A 15,008-nucleotide genomic window follows, 5' to 3' on the forward strand; every position below is an offset into this window, starting at 1 on the left:
GACACCGCGCTACAACCGCCGACACCACCGACCATGCCCAATCCCTCGCAGACCCCATCCCGGCGCGGCGGTCGACCCTCCCGCCGCAGCCAACAACTCGAAGCGCTGTTCGCACTGGATGAACGACGCCAGCGCGGCGCGCTCAGCGAGCGCGAACTGTCCGAGTTCACCACGGCGCGTGACGCGCTGTTTGCCGAGGCAGGCGCCTCGCCTGTGGCGCGCCAGCTGCACGACCCCATAACGCTGGCCAGCATCCTCAAGGCCGACGGCGCGCAGCTTCAGCCGGCCGAGTTCGCGGCGGTGGTCGCCGCACTCATGCAATCTCCTGAACCCCTGAAGCTGTTCACGGCATTGAAGACCATTCAGCGGACCCATCTGACCACCAGCATGCCCGCTGCCGCCACCGGCACCACTGCGGGCACGGCAGCGCCGACCGGCGAGGCGCAAGCGTGAACACTGCGCCCTTGCGTCAGTACCGCGCCCCGCAGGTCGCGCCCGGCGATAACCTCGTGTGCGCCGTGGCCGGCGAGGTGGAAGTCGAGACGTTCACCCACGGCGCCATCAGGTGGCCCATTTCCACGGCCCTGAAAATCATTTTCTGCGGCGATTTGCTCGACGCGCTGGAGAATGACTCCGTTGACGTCATCGTGCAGGTCTGGGAAGTTTCGCCCACCAAGGTCTACGAATGGCGCAAGCTGCTCGGCATCCGGGGCCATTCCCCCGGCAGGCCGCGAACGGCAGCCCCGCGCAAGCCGGGCGCCCCCCGCCTTCCCGCCGGTGGCCAGCGCGCCGCGCACGCCGGCGCCGATTCGCCGCCCGTGCCCATGCCGCGCTATACCGCACCCGACGTGCGCGTCGGCGACACGCTGCACTGTGCGTTGGCCGGCGACGTCATCGTGGCGGGCTTCTGGAAGGCCTCGGAATTGCGCTGGCCCATGCATCGGAGAGCTGCCCACGGCTCGATGTCGCTGATCTACTGCGGCGACCTGCTTCGCGCCCTGAATGAGTTGCACGTCGAGTCACTGAGCGCCCTGTGGGGCGTGCGAGCCGTGACCGTCCGGGCATGGCGACGCGCACTGGGAATCCCCGCATCAGATGCGACGCGACTGCGACCGTCAGTGCCGGCGCCATTCCGCGCGCCTCAACGTTGCGAGGCCGCGATCGGCGATACTCTCACGTGCGCCATCGCAGGCCCCTCGCGGGTCGTAGCCATCGGCCCCGCGCCGCTCGCGTGGCCGCTGCGCGCGGGCACCGACCAACACGAACCCATTTTTTGCGGAGAACTGCCGGCCTATGTGCTGACCGCCCCGCTGCACGAAGTCGCGCGCGTGCTCGATGTCACAGCGGCCACCGTGCGCGACTGGCGGGCGGCGCTTAACCCGGCCGTCAAGCCACCCGCAGGCCGTGCACAAGACCCCGCGTGGCAGGCGGCGATCGCCGATCCAGCGCAATCCATCCAGTCCATTGCCGCACAGTTTGGCGTGCGCCCGGCGGAGGTCGGCCGCGCGCGCGCCGCACTGGCGCGCCGCGCCCGCGTGCCCAATCGAGGCGCGTACCCCGGTCACACCACGATCGACACCCTGCTGGCCTGCTGGCCAATGTCCGCCCGGTGGATTGCCCATCGCTGCGACCTGCTGGTCCGCGAACTCGCCGGGTACCGGGAGCGCAAAACATCGCTGGCACCGGCGGCTTACCGGGCCCTGTGCGCACTGCTCGCGCTAAGCGAGGCCGACGGGGCCAACGATGCCGACGGCCCGTTGCCCTTGCCAGCGGGCCGCTATGTGCTGCTCGCCAGCGACACGGCCGAGGAAGTGGTCGAGGCCTACAACCTGCTGTCGTGGGACGGAAACGTTGGCTTCTGCGCCGAGCTGGTCACCGAAGCGCCCGCGCATGCCGATAACGAATTTCGCTATCTGGTCTTCAGCGCCCCCGGCCGCTTCGCCCCACACCTAATCGTTTTCCCCCGCGAGGGGCCCAGCGTGGACCTGCTCGACGAGCCCGAAGGGGATCGCTCCCTGACCGGCTATCGCGGCACGTTCCCGGTGGACGCCGACACCTTTGCACTGGTGGCCGGCGAGTGGGAGCGTGTCATGACCGATGCGAGCCTTGCCAGCCGCGCCTTTGCCCACGGCCGCGATGTGGCACTCCTCGCCAAGCTGCAGGAGGCGGCCCGTTATTTCCTCGCCCACCTGCCAGCCACATATTCCTCTGACATCATCTCAGACCTGATGTAGACGGCAGTGGGGCCTGCCGCCTCGGTAACGGGAACGCGCCCCTTGCGCGGGGCGCGTCTCGGAACGGGAGAGCTTTCCGGGGGGACAGCATCTGGCCGCCGGCCTGCGCGACCCCTCGCTCTTCCTGCCTCTACGCGTCTACACCTCCCCACCTGCCCTGTCCCAGCTGGCCCTGTTGCTGCTGCGCCCCGGACCGGGCGAACGACGACGACGGCGGCACGGCGCGACGCGGTACGCCCAGTTTTCAAAAAACTCTTGCGCTATACTCTGTGAGTATATTAATCTCTTTCGAAACGACACACCCGAAGGGGATGCACGATGAAGGCAGCGCAAATCAAGACCGTGGTGAGCGAACTGGTTGACCGTATCGAGTGGACCGATTTGCGGCGCGGCAAGATGCATATCCGCCAAGGCGCGAATGTGTACCTGATCGACGTGGCCGGTCTGCCCGATGCCGCGCACATTGCCCGCATGGTGGCCGATGCCCCGCGCTACGCGCTGAATCTGATTCACGTCGCCGGCAGCCAGTACGCCGTCTGACCACCCCACACGAAACCGCTCATGGCCAACAAGCATTACGTCATCGCCCTCCACCGTACCTTTGCGCCCATTATTGGCGGCGTAGAAAAAGGCACGATCATCTCCGCGCACGCCGAACTGGATGCGGCGCGCGCCAACGTCGACAAGCACAACCGCTATAACCACGCGACGCTTCACAAGCCGATGTTCGGCATCGTGGAGAGCCACACGGTGCTCACCAAGGGCGAGGCGTATCCGGAGCTGGCCGACAAGGTTCTCGCCGACAAGTACGATGCGGATGCGCTGCATGCCATGAAGTGTGTGCTGAATCCGAGCTGGCGCGGTGGCCGTCCGGTGACGGACGAGGAGATCGGCTGGATGATCGAGCCCCTCGGGCTGTCGCTGGACCTGCTGCGGATCCGCTATGAAGAGCGCGCTCAGGCTGAGCTCGATGCTTTGTACGTCGACCGCATCACGCTGGCCGAGCAAACGGCGCGCGTGCGGGCGGTCGGCGAGGCGCTTGCGAGCGAGCGCAGCCAGTTTTCCTATTCGTTTCCCGCCGTGGCCGGCATGCAGGCCGGGCGGGCCTACTACGCGGCTCAGGTGCCGTTCAACGTGCTGGTAAAGCTCTTCACGTTCGACGATGAAGAGGCCGTGCCGGCGCACCTGCGTGCGCAGCGCGTGCTCAACGAGCGCCGTGCCGAGGCCATTGGCGAGTACGTGGTCGAGAATCCGACCGCGTATATCCTGCCTGCCATCACGGCCAGCGTTTCGGCTGAAATGACGTTCGAACCGGTACCCGTCCCCGGCGCCGGCGGCCGTATCGGCGTGCTGCACATCCCGATCGAAGCCACCATGCTCATCAACGATGGCCAGCATCGCCGGCGCGGGATCGAGCAGGCGCTGGCCGCCCGCCCGGACTTGCGCGACGAGACGGTCACCGTCACCATCTTTTTCGATCAGGGGTTGGAGCGATCGCAGCAGATGTTTGCCGACATCAATGGCAAGCAGGTGAAGCCGTCCTCCGCGATCAACGCGCTGTACGATCGCCGCAATCCATTCAACGCGTGGGTCCTGTCCGTGATCGACGTGGTACCGGGCCTGCGCGCGCGCATCGACGTGGAGAACAACACGGTGCCCGCCAAGTCGGCGAGGCTCTGGAGCCTGATCGCTTTCAAGAAATTCCTGTCCCTCCTCACGGGCATTACCGAGGCCAACGTGACGACCCTCGACGAAGCCAGACTACGCGAGATCGACGGGTTCGTGGCGGCCTTCTTCGACGCCTGCGCCACGCACATCCCGGGTTGGCGCGCCATGATGGCGGGCGACATCAGCGCCTACGAAGTGCGCGAGGGCATGGTGATTGGGCACACGGTCTGGCTGGAGGCGCTGGCGGTGTTCGCGCGCCGCGCGCTCTTCACCGGCTACCTCGTCGATCACAACAACCCCGAGGAAGGAATCATCCGCCCCGATCTGGCGCTGTGGGAACGCATGGAAGCGCTGGCCAAGGTTGACGCCCGCAAGGAGTCGCGGATGTGGGCCGGCCGGTGCGTAGTACTCGGCAAGATGCAGAAAACCAGCGATGGCGTGAAGGGCAGCGCCATCCGGCTCCTGCGTCTGGCCAATGTGTCGCTCACCAAGGACCAGCTCGCGCTGGAGAAGCGGCTGGACGCCTGAGGACGGTGCCTGACACCTCCCATCAAAGACCATCCTTCAATAACCCCGTTTGACCCGCGATAGCGGATTGTCTTACCCCCAATCTGGAGCCGCAAATGAGCGTCACCATCGATAACGAGACCGCAGACCTGATCCGGACCATCGTCGGCTTTGCCGAGCGTTCGGGCGAAGAGTACAAGCACACGCGCGAGCTTACCGCCACGTCGCAAAGCAGCTGCATGACGATACGCGTGCCCACCGCGCTGCTGAACCGCATCCGCGAACTGGGCAACGCCATGGCGACCGTCCCCGCTGCCCGCTGACACGGTGCCGTGAACATGCCCTCCTCCATCACCGCCATCGCCGCCGCCGGCCCAGCCACCGGCCTCGCTGACGCCAAGGCCGTTAAGCCCCGCTTTGCCATCGCCCGCGATCGCGTGCAGCAGGTGGGCGGCGTGCCCGTCACGACCCGCCGGTGGTGGGATGGCCAGCGCTTCGTCTCCGGCCGGGACGACGCCCAGCCGGCCAAGGCCTATGCCTCGGCAGGCCGGGCGCTCGCCGCGCTGCGGCAGATGGTCAAACGCAGTGTGGCGTTCGAGGACGAGTGCCGGCTCGTTGCGCTGCCCTGACCAGCAGGACCCGGACCGTGGGCATTGCTGAACTCTTCCCCGACCAGGCGATCACCGATTGCCACCACACCGACGCCGCCCGCCGCGCAGGAATGAGCCAGTACACGAGATTCCGGTAATACCACATGATGAGCTCATACTCGGCGCATGGACGCCGCCCGCCATTGCCGTCGGGTACATAGCTATCCCGCGTCGTGTCATCGCAATACTCCAGCATGAGCCGCGACAAATGCCACCAGTGAACCAACTGACGCGCATGAAGTGCCTTGGCCACTGTCATCCCAGCGGCCAACTCTTCCGTATAGGTGCGGATCGCATGCTCCAGCACGTCCGGCCAGAGCGTGGGGCCGGGGAATCAACTATTTTCCAAAGGCCTTGCGGCCCGCCGCGCCCCGGTCCGGGGCAGCTCAAAGGAAATCAGTTGCAGTTGATTTTGGGATCGCCAACCAGCTGCGTGTTGGTCCACGTTGTAGGGTGATGCAGCACCCACCCATCTGCTTTCAGTGGCACGCCGAACGATCTGTTGAAGCTCTGTTGCGGAGCGTTATCGGCGACCAAGGTGTAGCTCACGCTGCAGTTCCATGCCTTGTCGTCGGTGTTCGTGGCAAAGATGTAGAAGTTGGAGCCGGACGCTTCCCAACGGAATGCGGGATAGGCGTAGGCGGCGCCTGCAAAGCAGGCCGCTAAAACAACAGCTAGACGAAGTTTGCGCATGGGGCCCTCCAGTTGATGGTGCGGCGAAACGTGCGGCCGCCGCCCTCACCGTTGCGAGCGGGAGCTCGTATGACTCGCTTGACGAATGTGGCAAGATCGCGAGATTCGCGCGGCATCGCCACATGTGTCGGCGCTCAATCAAGTGACAGGTTCGCGCATCTTGTCACCGCTGATCTGTCGGTCTGTGCGGTTCCGCACAATACGCGGAGGGCGGGCGAGATCACATGGTGTCCTCATCCGTGGCCGGCACGCCGAACAGTTCCGCATACGGCAGAATGTCCTTCAGGTCGTCCCAGAACAGCAGCTTGTGCGTCTGCCTCACGAGTTCCGGATAGAACTGGTTCGCATAGGGCCGCAGCATCCACGTCGCGTATGCCGGTTGCGTTTTCGGTCGGAAAAACGATTCGATCCCGGTGGCGCTCGCCACAAGCGCCCCACCGAAGAAGTCGTCGACCGAGGTGATCGTGTAAGGCATCTCCTGCAGCACCGCCTCGGGGATCGCAGCCTTTTGGAGACCCGCCACGATCAGCGCATTGAGCTTGGCAACCATCCACGGCGCAAACAGGTGCCAGTCTTCCAATGTGAGCACCACGGGGTAGATCGGCAGACGATCCGGTCGCCACGCTGTCAGGCCTCCCTCAGCGTCGCGAATGTTCTTGTACAGTTGCACGACAAACTTGGCCATCGCGTCCAACTGGCCTTCCACCGCCGCCACGTCGCCTGCCATTTTCGCTTCAAGACGCACCCGCTTTGTCTTGCACTCAAAGAAGAGGTGGCCCGTGCGATCACTCACAATCCAGTCCGCCCCGTGCTTCTGGTTCCTGCCCACTTGATACGGCGTCTCCGCCTGCACGCGGTACATCGGTCCCGGGAAGATCTCGTGCAGCGCATCGCCGACATAGGTCTCGAAGGCTTTTCCGAAGGCGTTCCCGAACTCCGCATCGTTGACGAGCGCGTAATACACCCCTTGCGCAAACGCCCGCAGCTGCAGCTCCGGCACCGGTGCCGTGAATCGATGCGGGAAGGCCGAATCCAGCTGGATCAGCGGCGTCGCTTCGAGCGCGTTCCATGTGTACGCCCAGTTCCGGTCGTAACGCTGCGCGCTCTGCAGCCGCTCGCGCAGGCCGTCGACCGTCGTGATAATGGGCGCGTAGAACCGCGCCACCTCCTCAGGCGCGATCCGGATGTCCGCGAAGTTACGGCGCGTGTCCACGTATGGCAGGCCCATGAGTTCGCCGCCACCGACCATCCCGATCTGAAACACCTTGCGCACGTCCACGCCCAACATGCGCTCCAAGATGCGGGCGACATCTGGTGTGCGCAGTAGCCGCCAGTACCGCAGCAGCCCCACGTGCGCGCTGTGCTCGAACCAAGGGGCCTGCTGGTGCGCGATCGCCGACGCCTCGTCCATCACCGTCTGCGGCGTGATGACCTGCTTGTGGATCTTCTCACCAAGGGCCTTGACCCCGTTGATGGCGTCGGCGAAGTCATCGTACTGCCGGAACGTCCGACCGTGGTCCCCAGCGTTGAGGACCAGCTCACGCACCAGCAGGCTGATTTCCCATGGCTGGACGCGCCCTCTCAGGCTTCGCATGGGATAGGGGCAGTCTTTGCCGTTACGGATGTGCTGGAAAATGAACCACAGCTGGTGCAGGCACGGGCGCAGCGCGTAGCGACGCAGCCGGTTGCGTAGTGGCTTGTAAAGGTGGTAGTACACGATCGCTGCGGGCAATGTGGCGAGGACGGCATTATCGCCCGCGACGATCTATATTTTGTCGGGCTTTTCGAGTGCGGCCTTGCGATCGCGCTCGTGCAGCACCCGCAGATGCCGCTCAGGGTCTGGATTGCTGAGGACATCCGCAGAGACGGCGTCGTCGCCCTCCGGCCGGGGACGCTCGCCCAGCTTCTTGCGCATGCGCTCCAATATCTCGGGCGTGGGCGCCGTCGCTTTCCGTGTACGTGTCATCGTTCAAACAATACCAGCTTGCATTCGTTGACATTACATTACACCAAGCGACATCGCCAACTCAGTAGTGGCATCAGTCTTCGTGGCCGCCGGCCTCCACATGGCCGCATTTGATCCCCGATATCGTTGCCACGCGCCCGCGTCTTCCGCCGTCGGCACCACGGCCGCGTAGCGCTCTGGCATGATGGTGTCGTTGGTTTCCATGTGCTGGTTTATTCCTCTGTGCCCGCCAGCCGCTGTGCGCAGGCCGCAAACACGCGTGCGTCGTTGCGGCACCGCTGCCCGTGGGTCCAGCCCTCGATCTGCTGCACGGCTTGCTCCCCGCCCTCCAGTAACACGCGCTCGACGATAGCCTCCACTTGCGCCTGCGCATAGCACCGGCCATCGGTCATGAGGATCTGCAGGACGCCCGTGCGATCGAGCAACGCATGGATTTTAGGGAACTGGGCCGCCCACGCGGCCTGCAGGCGATCCGGGGAAACCGTGGCCCGCACATAGACGGCATACAGCGTCTCGAATTCCTGCTCGACATCCGTGGCCAGTGGGGGCCGGCAGCGGCCGGCGGCCACCGCCCGGAAGTCCTCCGCGAGTCCGCTCAGCCAGATCGTGGTACCGAGCATAGCCTCGGGCGGAAACGCCACCTCCCACTGGCCGTTCGCCTGCACGAAGAGCACCGTCATCGACCGCTCGATCTGCGTCAGCGCGCGCCAGAAACGGTCCCAGCTGCGCCCCTTGGCGACGTTGGCGCGGCACACCAGCGCAAAGAGGTGCAGCGCCACGGCACGTGGCACGTCGACCCACAGGTCCGTGCCCGGATAGAGCCGGAGGTGAGCGCCGCTGGCGCCCAGTTCGATCGGTGGCCGCGTGGTGCCCCCGCGCGGCCGTTGGGGCATCGTCATCATGGTGTGGGTCCGTAGGTGACCTGCTGCGCCATGTCCGTCAGGAACCGGCGCATGGCGGGGACGTCTGGCGCGCCGGCCAGCACGCCGTCCACGCCATAGGGATTGGTGAACCAGAGAACGCCATCGGCGTATTTCAGCGAGTGCTCGCGCACCTGCTCGATATGGCCAGCGAGCAGCCTGCCGCTCAGCATTTCGGGGCGCGGCAGTTGCAGCGCGGCCCAATCGTCGCGGGCCACGAGGACCGCCACACGCATCTGCTCGGCCGCCTCGGCGGCTTCGGCCATGCGCTCCGCCTCGCGCTCGGCGCGCCAGTCCGCCCAGCCCTTGACGCCCTCCGCGTAGGCCTCGGCCAGAATCGGCACGTCCACCAGCAGCAGCGGGCACGGCGCATCGCCGGCCACACGCGTGAGCGCGTCCAGTGCGCGCTCCAGCGCCTGCGCGTGGCCGTCATCTGCGCGCCCGTCGGCGTAGATCTGCGTGAGCGCCCAGCTGCACCGTACCTGCAGCGCCAAGGCGAACAGATCGGGCGCACCAGACCGGCTCAGGACTTCAGCGGCCGCTCGCATCGACGTCCCCGAGCGCGCGCCCGGTTGCCAGATCGGTGAGGAGGTAGCGCCCGTTGGACAGCGGCGTAATCGCCGTGTCCGAGTGCTGCTTGGCCAGCGCCCGGACCACGCAGGCCTTGCGGTAGGCGGCGCGGCGCTGGCGCCATGCGGACGCTACGGCGGCCATCACGGCCATCCCAAGCAGCACGGCGATGCCGAAAGCCAGCCATTGCAGGGCGACGCGGCGGCCCTCGTCGGGCATCCAGTACAGGCCCAAGGCGAAGCAGGCAACTGAGGCGCAGACGGTCATTCCAGTTTGTACGAAAGGGGGCATGGGGATCTCCTATGTAAGGGGGAATAGCGGGAATGCGGGAATGCTGGATAACGGGGGCGGTCAGTGGGCCGGCGTGGCGAGGCCCAGCATCTCGGCCAGCCGGGACTCGCTCAGGTCCGGAATGCTCACGGGGGGCTTGGCCTTTAGCACCAGCCGCACGATGTGGCGCATCTCGGTGTCGTGTGCGGCCATGCGGCGCTGCGCGTCGGCGAGCTTGGCCTTGCTAGCGGAGATGGTGGCCGGGTCGGCGGGGACCTGCAGGGGCAGCGTGGCGGCAGCGGCTTGATCTTTGAGCGCTTGCAGCGCGCGGCGATAGGGTTCAGGCAGCAGGGAAACAGTCATATCAGGGTTAGCGTCGTCAATTGGCGATATGTGAAGCGTTGTCATGCCTGCTCACCCAGCGGATCCGCCAAGCGGTCCGGGGCCGGCCCCTTGGGCGGCTGCCGCAGCATTGCGGCGAGCTCGGGGGCAAAGGCATCGAGCTTGCCGCTCGCCGCGTAGGCCCGCACACGAGCCAGTCCCTCGCTGTGGGCGATCAGTCCACAGTCGCTACAGATGCAAGCCTGCCGGGCGGCGTCGTACTGGCTGCTTGGATGGAAAGGCTTGAGTAACGCCTGCCCGCAGTGGGGACACTGCGTTGCAGTGACCGGAAACGGGCCTTCGTTGCAATCTGGGTCGCCGCAGCGCAGGAAGCAGCCGTCGGGGTTCGTCATGGTTAGGTCCTTCGCGGCACTACGGCCACAGGGTTGTCTCGTAACCCCCGCGTTTTCCGGGGGCGGGCGCACGCCGCCGCGCTTATGGCTCGGGCAACGCGCATTCAGACTGCGCCGGACTGGGCCGCCGCACTGCGCGCGTCGCTTCCTTGGCCCGACTGCGTACAAACAGCGGCAGCTCGCGCCAGTCGGCCACGCCGGCGCAGGCTTCCGCGTCGTAGTGACGGCCTTCCGCTTCGATCCACACGTGGCCCGGATAGCCATCATCAAAGGCATCGCGTTCCACGGCTACCATGCCATGGACGGCCAGTACGCCGATCGCCTCCCATGCGAACTCCTCGCACAGGCCGCGATTGATACCCTGCGCATCGGTCGCCTCGCCGCGCGCGAGCCACGCGTCGCGCAACGTCCGCAGCACGGAACTGATCGTGCTCCGCGTGTCCGTCATGGCTGCAGGTCCGTCCCGCGCGCTGACGCGCACGCCGTAGGCGGCGACGGTGTTTCGGGCGCCACGAACTCCTGTTCGATCACGGCCATGCGGGCCGGATCGGGCGTCAGCCCCCCGTCGGGCAGGCGCCGCACGGTGTGCGACCGGCCGTACGTCGGGCAGACCCACTCCTGCCCCACCGCCAGCGCGGCGATGGCCCGTCGGTCGGCGTCGGTGTAGCCGGCGGCGGCGCTGAAGTTCGCGGCATCGACCTCGCGCTCGCCCGGCTGCGCGAAGGTGGTATCCCACTGGGCCCGAAAGCGCATGGCAGCGACGGTGGCGATGCGGGCCTCGCGGGGCGTGCGCGCGTAATCGGCGCTCCCGCCCGACAGTTCGACGATGCGCGTGATGGCCTCTTCGCTGATCGTCGCCGAGCCGGCCGACGGGTTGCGGGGATGGAAGCCTTCGGTGCGCACCGTGATCGCGCGGCCTGCCGCGCGGTCATCCACCGTATATTTGTTGCCGACGCGCCCGGTATGGGTCTTGCCGTCCTCGCCCGTGAATTCGATGCGCGTGCCATGCAGCAGCAGGATCGCGTCGCGGTACGGCGGCGTATCGGGCAGCACGCGCACGCGGCGCCCGTCCGGCGTGACGGTGCCCGGCGCCGCTGGCGGTGTGGGGGCCCACGTGGCCGCCAGCTCCGTGCCATCGAGCTCCAGATGCAGGAACGGCGCACGCTGGGGCGCGTCGGTGTATTGCGTCGTGTCGAACTGCAGCGCGACGAGCGGCCTGCCGGCTTCCGCGCGCACGCCCACGATAGTGGCTTCGCCGGCGTCACGGCGATAGAGCTTCGCGCGATGGCCCACGACGAAGCCATTGAGCGCGGTCCCGGGCGCCTGCTGGTAGCGCAGCGCCGGGGCGTGCGCCGCGCCCATGTAACCCATCAGCGCGTCCGCCAGTTCCTGCGGGGTATAGCGATAGGCGCTCAGCACCGTATGGAAACCGTTCTGGGTGAAGGTCATCATCTCGCAGCTGGCCGGGGCGATCTGTTTCATCACCACAAAGCGCGTGTCGTCCAGCGCGAAGCTGAAGATCTCGCCCTCGGCCCAATGGCGGCTGCCACCGGCCCGCGCCACCAGCGCGTCGAGCGTAGGGTAGCGGCCGACCTTGGCGGGGCTCATTCCCTCGCCCTGCGCGGCCAGCACGGCGGCGATCTGCGCGTCGGACAGGCCGGCGCGCCACTGGACGCCCTCCCCGGCGAGCGCCGCCTGCTGAATGCCGTGCCACGCGGGCAGCGGACCGAGATGCGCCGCGACAAAATCCAGATACGCGGCCTCCGCGTCGCGCGCTTGCCGGCCCAGCGTCACCACCGACAGCGGGCCATGGATATCCGGGGCCCGCCGCGCGAGCGCATGCTCGTATTCGTCGCCGAGCGCGCCGAGCGCGTCATAGCCATCGATGCCGCAGCGGACATGGAACCACAGGTCATCGTGGCTGCGCAGCGGCGCCACCTCCACCCCAAGACTTTCCAGCACGGCCCGCTTGGCCTCGGGGGCCAGCACCCGTCCATAAAAGCGTTCGGTCATACGCCCTCATTTCGTTTTAATGTTTATTTTCTATCCGCAATTGCGTATATCTACGAGAAATATGCACATTCACCATGGTTGGATGGTAATCGCGTATCGTGTTTGCGGCAACGCCCATACGGCGCGGTGACACGGCCCGATAGCCGATCGGCGCGGCCTGCAGGAGGCCACGGCATACTTCTGGAATACTCGAACGCACGATTTGTCGTCAGCGGAGCCTCCCATGCCACGCCGACCCTCGGTTTCCTCCGGTCCTCCTTCGCCGCCGGCGCTGGCATCGCTCGACCCGATGCTGGCCCGGTTGGTCCACCACGTGCCAGCCAGCGGGCACTGGCAATTCCAGCCAAAATTTGACGGTTACAGGCTACTGGCCGATACCGCGCCCCTCGCGGGCGCCGCGCCAGCCAAAGGTCGCAGGGCCGCGCCCGTGGCCCTGCGCACCCGCTACGGTGCGGATGCCACCCCGTGGTTTCCGGAGCTGCATCCGATACTGGCGAGCCTTGGCGGGCGCCACGTGCTCGACGGCGAGGTGACGGTGCTCGACGCACGGGGCGTGAGCGACTTCAACCGGCTGCATGCCCGCGCGCTGCGGCGCGGCTGGGTGCCGGGATGCGACCCGGTGGTGTACGCCGTGTTCGACCTGCTGGTGCATGACGGCCTCGACATTCGCGTCCTGCCCCTCGAAGCCCGGCGGGCGCGCCTGAAAGCCCTGCTGGCCGGCACCCCGCAACTGCTGTACGTCGACGACACCTCCGACGCCACTGCCCTCTGGGCGCTGGTGCTGGCGATGCAACTGGAGGGGATGGTCGGCAAGCGGCTGGGCAGCCCTTACGTGGCCGGCGCCTCTGCCGACTGGATCAAAATCAAGCGTCCGGGCGCCATCGCCCCGGGCCGCTTCCGGCGGGAATTGGGAGCGTAGTGCCCTCCCGCACTCCCCCGCCGCGCGCCGAGGCAAGCTACGTGGGCTCACCCTCGGGATCCGGTGCCCCATGCGGCATAGAGGACACGGCGCAGGCGCGCACCCTTGACCCCATCGAAACGACAAGGCCGGCGGACGCGCATGCGCACCGCCGGCCTTTTCTGCGCCGTCATCCGTGGGCCGCTGGGCGGCCCCGCTCGGCTCGTCCGCTACATCGCCAAGCCCGGTGCCGTTTGCACCGCTGGCACAGCCGTCGGTGCCGCACGCAGACGGGCGGCGCGCTGGTGCATCTCGCGGTTGACGTCGGACAGCACGCTCGCGGCGCGCATGCCCCCCAGTTCCGTACCCACCGTGTAGCGCAGGAACGCACGATAGCCCGACAGCGTCTCCGGCAGAGCCTGATCGAGATTGATGTCCAGCAGCAGCGTCCGGCTGTCCACCCGGCTATCCTGAAAGGCATAGAGCTCCGCCGGGAACGTATCCCGATGCTCTTCCAACTGGCGCAGCGCCGCTGGATCCACCTTGGCGGGGAAGCGCCCCTCGTTGTCGTTGTAGACCCCCAGCTCCACGCCCAAGCTCTGCAGGAAGCTGCGTTCGCTCTCGCTGGCGGCGATATAGCCATAGTGCGTGGTCGGGGCCGTCGTACGGCCCAGATCCGCGAGTAGCGACGACGCACGGCCGGCCGGCGCGAAGCCGCCCAGTGTGGTGCCCACCCGGGGCATGCCGGGCTTGCCGATCAACCCCGTCGGCGCCAGCGCCGCCAGATTGACGTCCGGCAACTCCGAGAGCCGCGCCATAAGCCGCGCGGCGGCCGTATGTGGCGCGACGGCGTTGCGCTGCACATAGGTCACAAACGCCGGCGTGGCCGCGCCGCGCAGGATCTGCTTGACGGCCTTCACGTGCTCCGGACCAGAGAAGCCCGTGCTGCTCATCTGGGCCACGATCGCCTCAGCACGCCGCTCGTGCCCTGCAACCAGATCCCGGGTGCGCCGGTAGAGACGCGTCAGCAGGCCCCCTTCTGCGTCACGGGCATAGCCGGCGGCCATTTCATCGTGCGAGGCCTCCGACACCATGTAGCGGGTGCGATCGAGCTCTTCCTCGGTCAGGAAGGATCGGGCCTGATGCACGAGCAACCGTGCCGCCGCCACAGCGAGCGAGCCCATCCATACCGCATTAGCCAACGGGATCGTCACCGGCGCGGTCGACGCCGCCAGCATACCCAGCGCAGCAATGCTGCCACCGACCGCCGCCACCGCTGCGACGGAATGGACCTTGTCGGTCTGCTCGCGCAACGAGACCATGCGTTCGTAAGCGGCTTCATGGCGGGCCGCGAAATGGGCGTGCAGGTCTTTGGCAGACGCCCTGACAGACGGCGGCGTCATCTGTTCGACAATACCGCCGAGCTTGTCGTTGAGTGCGACAAAATTCATCTGTGGCTCCCCGTCTCAGGCGGCTACGGCGGCAAACACCGCATCCGCGAGCGCATCGCTGGTAGCGATGAGCGCCGCCACCTCGGCGTCATCGGCCGGCAGCACGAGCGCCGTCACCGACTGGCGCACCAGCATCAGCGCTTCGGTATGCTCGATAACACGGGCCACCACCGATTCGGCCGCCGCGATCTGCTCGCCCGGCATCTCGGGCATCTTGCGCACCGCATCGAGCACGGTGTCGCCGGCGCTGCGCAGGCGCGCCAGTACGCGCTGCATGTTGGCCGCCGCGTCGACCACCTGCTTGACCAGCTGGTCATCGGGTTCGCGGCCCTGTGCGGCCAGCACATCGAGCACGATCTGCGCCGTCACGGGCAGGTCCACGGGGGGCACGGTGGCTGCGGCCGCCGTGCTCTGAGAAGCATTCTGGATCATGG

Annotated in this window: 20 protein-coding genes; 7 read left to right on the forward strand and 13 right to left on the reverse strand. The window is 66.9% G+C overall.

Going from position 1 to position 15,008, the window contains the following annotated elements:
* Positions 1–33 precede the first annotated feature (33 nt).
* The 6 genes from LDO41_RS27645 (at position 34) to LDO41_RS27670 (ending at position 5,038) form a co-directional block, all read left to right on the forward strand.
* Positions 34–453 (forward strand): hypothetical protein, encoded by a 420-nt coding sequence (locus LDO41_RS27645; RefSeq protein ID WP_223994149.1) that lies wholly within the window; start codon positions 34–36, stop codon positions 451–453.
* Positions 450–2,234 carry a hypothetical protein gene (locus LDO41_RS27650; RefSeq protein WP_223994150.1) on the forward strand — a complete coding sequence of 595 codons (1,785 nt, stop codon included), beginning with the start codon at positions 450–452 and terminating at the stop codon, positions 2,232–2,234. The genes LDO41_RS27645 and LDO41_RS27650 overlap by 4 nt, the downstream gene beginning before the upstream one ends.
* 318 nt (positions 2,235–2,552) lie before the next feature.
* Positions 2,553–2,774, forward strand: coding sequence for a hypothetical protein (locus LDO41_RS27655; protein ID WP_223994151.1), 222 nt, complete (start codon positions 2,553–2,555; stop codon positions 2,772–2,774).
* 21 nt (positions 2,775–2,795) lie between these two features.
* Positions 2,796–4,430 (forward strand): DNA sulfur modification protein DndB, encoded by a 1,635-nt coding sequence (locus LDO41_RS27660; protein WP_223994152.1) that lies wholly within the window; start codon positions 2,796–2,798, stop codon positions 4,428–4,430.
* 95 nt (positions 4,431–4,525) lie between these two features.
* On the forward strand, positions 4,526–4,732 hold the full coding sequence (locus tag LDO41_RS27665) for a hypothetical protein (protein WP_223994153.1): 207 nt from the start codon (positions 4,526–4,528) through the stop codon (positions 4,730–4,732).
* A gap of 15 nt (positions 4,733–4,747) precedes the next feature.
* Entirely contained in the window at positions 4,748–5,038 is a 291-nt protein-coding gene (locus LDO41_RS27670; RefSeq protein ID WP_223994154.1) for a hypothetical protein, read from the forward strand.
* Positions 5,039–5,455: 417 nt separating this feature from the next.
* Here the strand turns inward: LDO41_RS27670 and LDO41_RS27675 are convergent, their stop codons facing one another.
* From LDO41_RS27675 to LDO41_RS27725, 11 genes are all read right to left on the reverse strand, one after another.
* Positions 5,456–5,752, reverse strand: coding sequence for a hypothetical protein (locus tag LDO41_RS27675; protein WP_223994155.1), 297 nt, complete (start codon positions 5,750–5,752; stop codon positions 5,456–5,458).
* A 220-nt stretch (positions 5,753–5,972) separates the two neighbouring features.
* Positions 5,973–7,469: a hypothetical protein gene (locus LDO41_RS27680; RefSeq protein WP_223994156.1), complete on the reverse strand. Its 1,497-nt coding sequence runs from the start codon at positions 7,467–7,469 to the stop codon at positions 5,973–5,975.
* 48 nt (positions 7,470–7,517) lie between these two features.
* Positions 7,518–7,667 carry a hypothetical protein gene (locus LDO41_RS27685; RefSeq protein WP_223994158.1) on the reverse strand — a complete coding sequence of 50 codons (150 nt, stop codon included), beginning with the start codon at positions 7,665–7,667 and terminating at the stop codon, positions 7,518–7,520.
* Between the two features lie 84 nt (positions 7,668–7,751).
* Complete coding sequence (locus LDO41_RS27690) at positions 7,752–7,922, reverse strand: hypothetical protein (protein WP_223994160.1); 171 nt, start codon at positions 7,920–7,922, stop codon at positions 7,752–7,754.
* A gap of 8 nt (positions 7,923–7,930) precedes the next feature.
* Positions 7,931–8,620: a hypothetical protein gene (locus tag LDO41_RS27695; RefSeq protein WP_223994162.1), complete on the reverse strand. Its 690-nt coding sequence runs from the start codon at positions 8,618–8,620 to the stop codon at positions 7,931–7,933.
* A complete protein-coding gene (locus LDO41_RS27700) occupies positions 8,617–9,186 on the reverse strand; it encodes a hypothetical protein (protein ID WP_223994163.1) in 570 nt (189 codons plus the stop codon). The genes LDO41_RS27695 and LDO41_RS27700 overlap by 4 nt, the downstream gene beginning before the upstream one ends.
* Complete coding sequence (locus LDO41_RS27705; RefSeq protein ID WP_223994164.1) at positions 9,170–9,499, reverse strand: hypothetical protein; 330 nt, start codon at positions 9,497–9,499, stop codon at positions 9,170–9,172. The genes LDO41_RS27700 and LDO41_RS27705 overlap by 17 nt, the downstream gene beginning before the upstream one ends.
* 60 nt (positions 9,500–9,559) lie before the next feature.
* Positions 9,560–9,841 carry a hypothetical protein gene (locus tag LDO41_RS27710; RefSeq protein WP_223994165.1) on the reverse strand — a complete coding sequence of 94 codons (282 nt, stop codon included), beginning with the start codon at positions 9,839–9,841 and terminating at the stop codon, positions 9,560–9,562.
* Positions 9,842–9,882: 41 nt separating this feature from the next.
* Complete coding sequence (locus LDO41_RS27715) at positions 9,883–10,212, reverse strand: hypothetical protein (RefSeq protein ID WP_223994166.1); 330 nt, start codon at positions 10,210–10,212, stop codon at positions 9,883–9,885.
* Between the two features lie 82 nt (positions 10,213–10,294).
* Positions 10,295–10,660, reverse strand: coding sequence for a hypothetical protein (locus LDO41_RS27720; protein WP_223994167.1), 366 nt, complete (start codon positions 10,658–10,660; stop codon positions 10,295–10,297).
* Positions 10,657–12,174, reverse strand: a complete 1,518-nt coding sequence (locus LDO41_RS27725; RefSeq protein ID WP_223994168.1) for a PIN domain-containing protein — start codon at positions 12,172–12,174, stop codon at positions 10,657–10,659. Before LDO41_RS27725 ends, LDO41_RS27720 begins: the two co-directional genes overlap by 4 nt.
* A 274-nt stretch (positions 12,175–12,448) precedes the next feature.
* Between LDO41_RS27725 and LDO41_RS27730 the strand changes: the two genes are divergently transcribed.
* Entirely contained in the window at positions 12,449–13,144 is a 696-nt protein-coding gene (locus LDO41_RS27730) for an ATP-dependent DNA ligase (protein ID WP_223994169.1), read from the forward strand.
* Positions 13,145–13,353: 209 nt separating this feature from the next.
* Here the strand turns inward: LDO41_RS27730 and LDO41_RS27735 are convergent, their stop codons facing one another.
* On the reverse strand, positions 13,354–14,574 hold the full coding sequence (locus tag LDO41_RS27735; protein WP_223994170.1) for a hypothetical protein: 1,221 nt from the start codon (positions 14,572–14,574) through the stop codon (positions 13,354–13,356).
* A 15-nt stretch (positions 14,575–14,589) separates the two neighbouring features.
* On the reverse strand, positions 14,590–15,006 hold the full coding sequence (locus tag LDO41_RS27740; RefSeq protein ID WP_223994171.1) for a hypothetical protein: 417 nt from the start codon (positions 15,004–15,006) through the stop codon (positions 14,590–14,592).
* Positions 15,007–15,008 lie beyond the last annotated feature (2 nt).

The sequence above is a fragment of the Cupriavidus pampae genome (genome assembly GCF_914271485.1).
Lineage (GTDB): Bacteria > Pseudomonadota > Gammaproteobacteria > Burkholderiales > Burkholderiaceae > Cupriavidus > Cupriavidus pampae.

Excerpts from the sequence above, each read along its gene's own strand:
- LDO41_RS27645 (WP_223994149.1), top strand. The coding sequence starts at position 34 with ATGCCCAATCCCTCGCAGACCCCATCCCGGCGCGGCGGTCGACCCTCC.
- LDO41_RS27655 (WP_223994151.1), top strand. The coding sequence starts at position 2,553 with ATGAAGGCAGCGCAAATCAAGACCGTGGTGAGCGAACTGGTTGACCGT.
- LDO41_RS27660 (WP_223994152.1), top strand. The coding sequence starts at position 2,796 with ATGGCCAACAAGCATTACGTCATCGCCCTCCACCGTACCTTTGCGCCC.
- LDO41_RS27665 (WP_223994153.1), top strand. The coding sequence starts at position 4,526 with ATGAGCGTCACCATCGATAACGAGACCGCAGACCTGATCCGGACCATC.
- LDO41_RS27670 (WP_223994154.1), top strand. The coding sequence starts at position 4,748 with ATGCCCTCCTCCATCACCGCCATCGCCGCCGCCGGCCCAGCCACCGGC.
- LDO41_RS27675 (WP_223994155.1), bottom strand. The coding sequence starts at position 5,752 with ATGCGCAAACTTCGTCTAGCTGTTGTTTTAGCGGCCTGCTTTGCAGGC.
- LDO41_RS27685 (WP_223994158.1), bottom strand. The coding sequence starts at position 7,667 with ATGCGCAAGAAGCTGGGCGAGCGTCCCCGGCCGGAGGGCGACGACGCC.
- LDO41_RS27690 (WP_223994160.1), bottom strand. The coding sequence starts at position 7,922 with ATGGAAACCAACGACACCATCATGCCAGAGCGCTACGCGGCCGTGGTG.
- LDO41_RS27695 (WP_223994162.1), bottom strand. The coding sequence starts at position 8,620 with ATGATGACGATGCCCCAACGGCCGCGCGGGGGCACCACGCGGCCACCG.
- LDO41_RS27700 (WP_223994163.1), bottom strand. The coding sequence starts at position 9,186 with ATGCGAGCGGCCGCTGAAGTCCTGAGCCGGTCTGGTGCGCCCGATCTG.
- LDO41_RS27705 (WP_223994164.1), bottom strand. The coding sequence starts at position 9,499 with ATGCCCCCTTTCGTACAAACTGGAATGACCGTCTGCGCCTCAGTTGCC.
- LDO41_RS27710 (WP_223994165.1), bottom strand. The coding sequence starts at position 9,841 with ATGACTGTTTCCCTGCTGCCTGAACCCTATCGCCGCGCGCTGCAAGCG.
- LDO41_RS27715 (WP_223994166.1), bottom strand. The coding sequence starts at position 10,212 with ATGACGAACCCCGACGGCTGCTTCCTGCGCTGCGGCGACCCAGATTGC.
- LDO41_RS27720 (WP_223994167.1), bottom strand. The coding sequence starts at position 10,660 with ATGACGGACACGCGGAGCACGATCAGTTCCGTGCTGCGGACGTTGCGC.
- LDO41_RS27730 (WP_223994169.1), top strand. The coding sequence starts at position 12,449 with ATGCCACGCCGACCCTCGGTTTCCTCCGGTCCTCCTTCGCCGCCGGCG.
- LDO41_RS27735 (WP_223994170.1), bottom strand. The coding sequence starts at position 14,574 with ATGAATTTTGTCGCACTCAACGACAAGCTCGGCGGTATTGTCGAACAG.
- LDO41_RS27740 (WP_223994171.1), bottom strand. The coding sequence starts at position 15,006 with ATGATCCAGAATGCTTCTCAGAGCACGGCGGCCGCAGCCACCGTGCCC.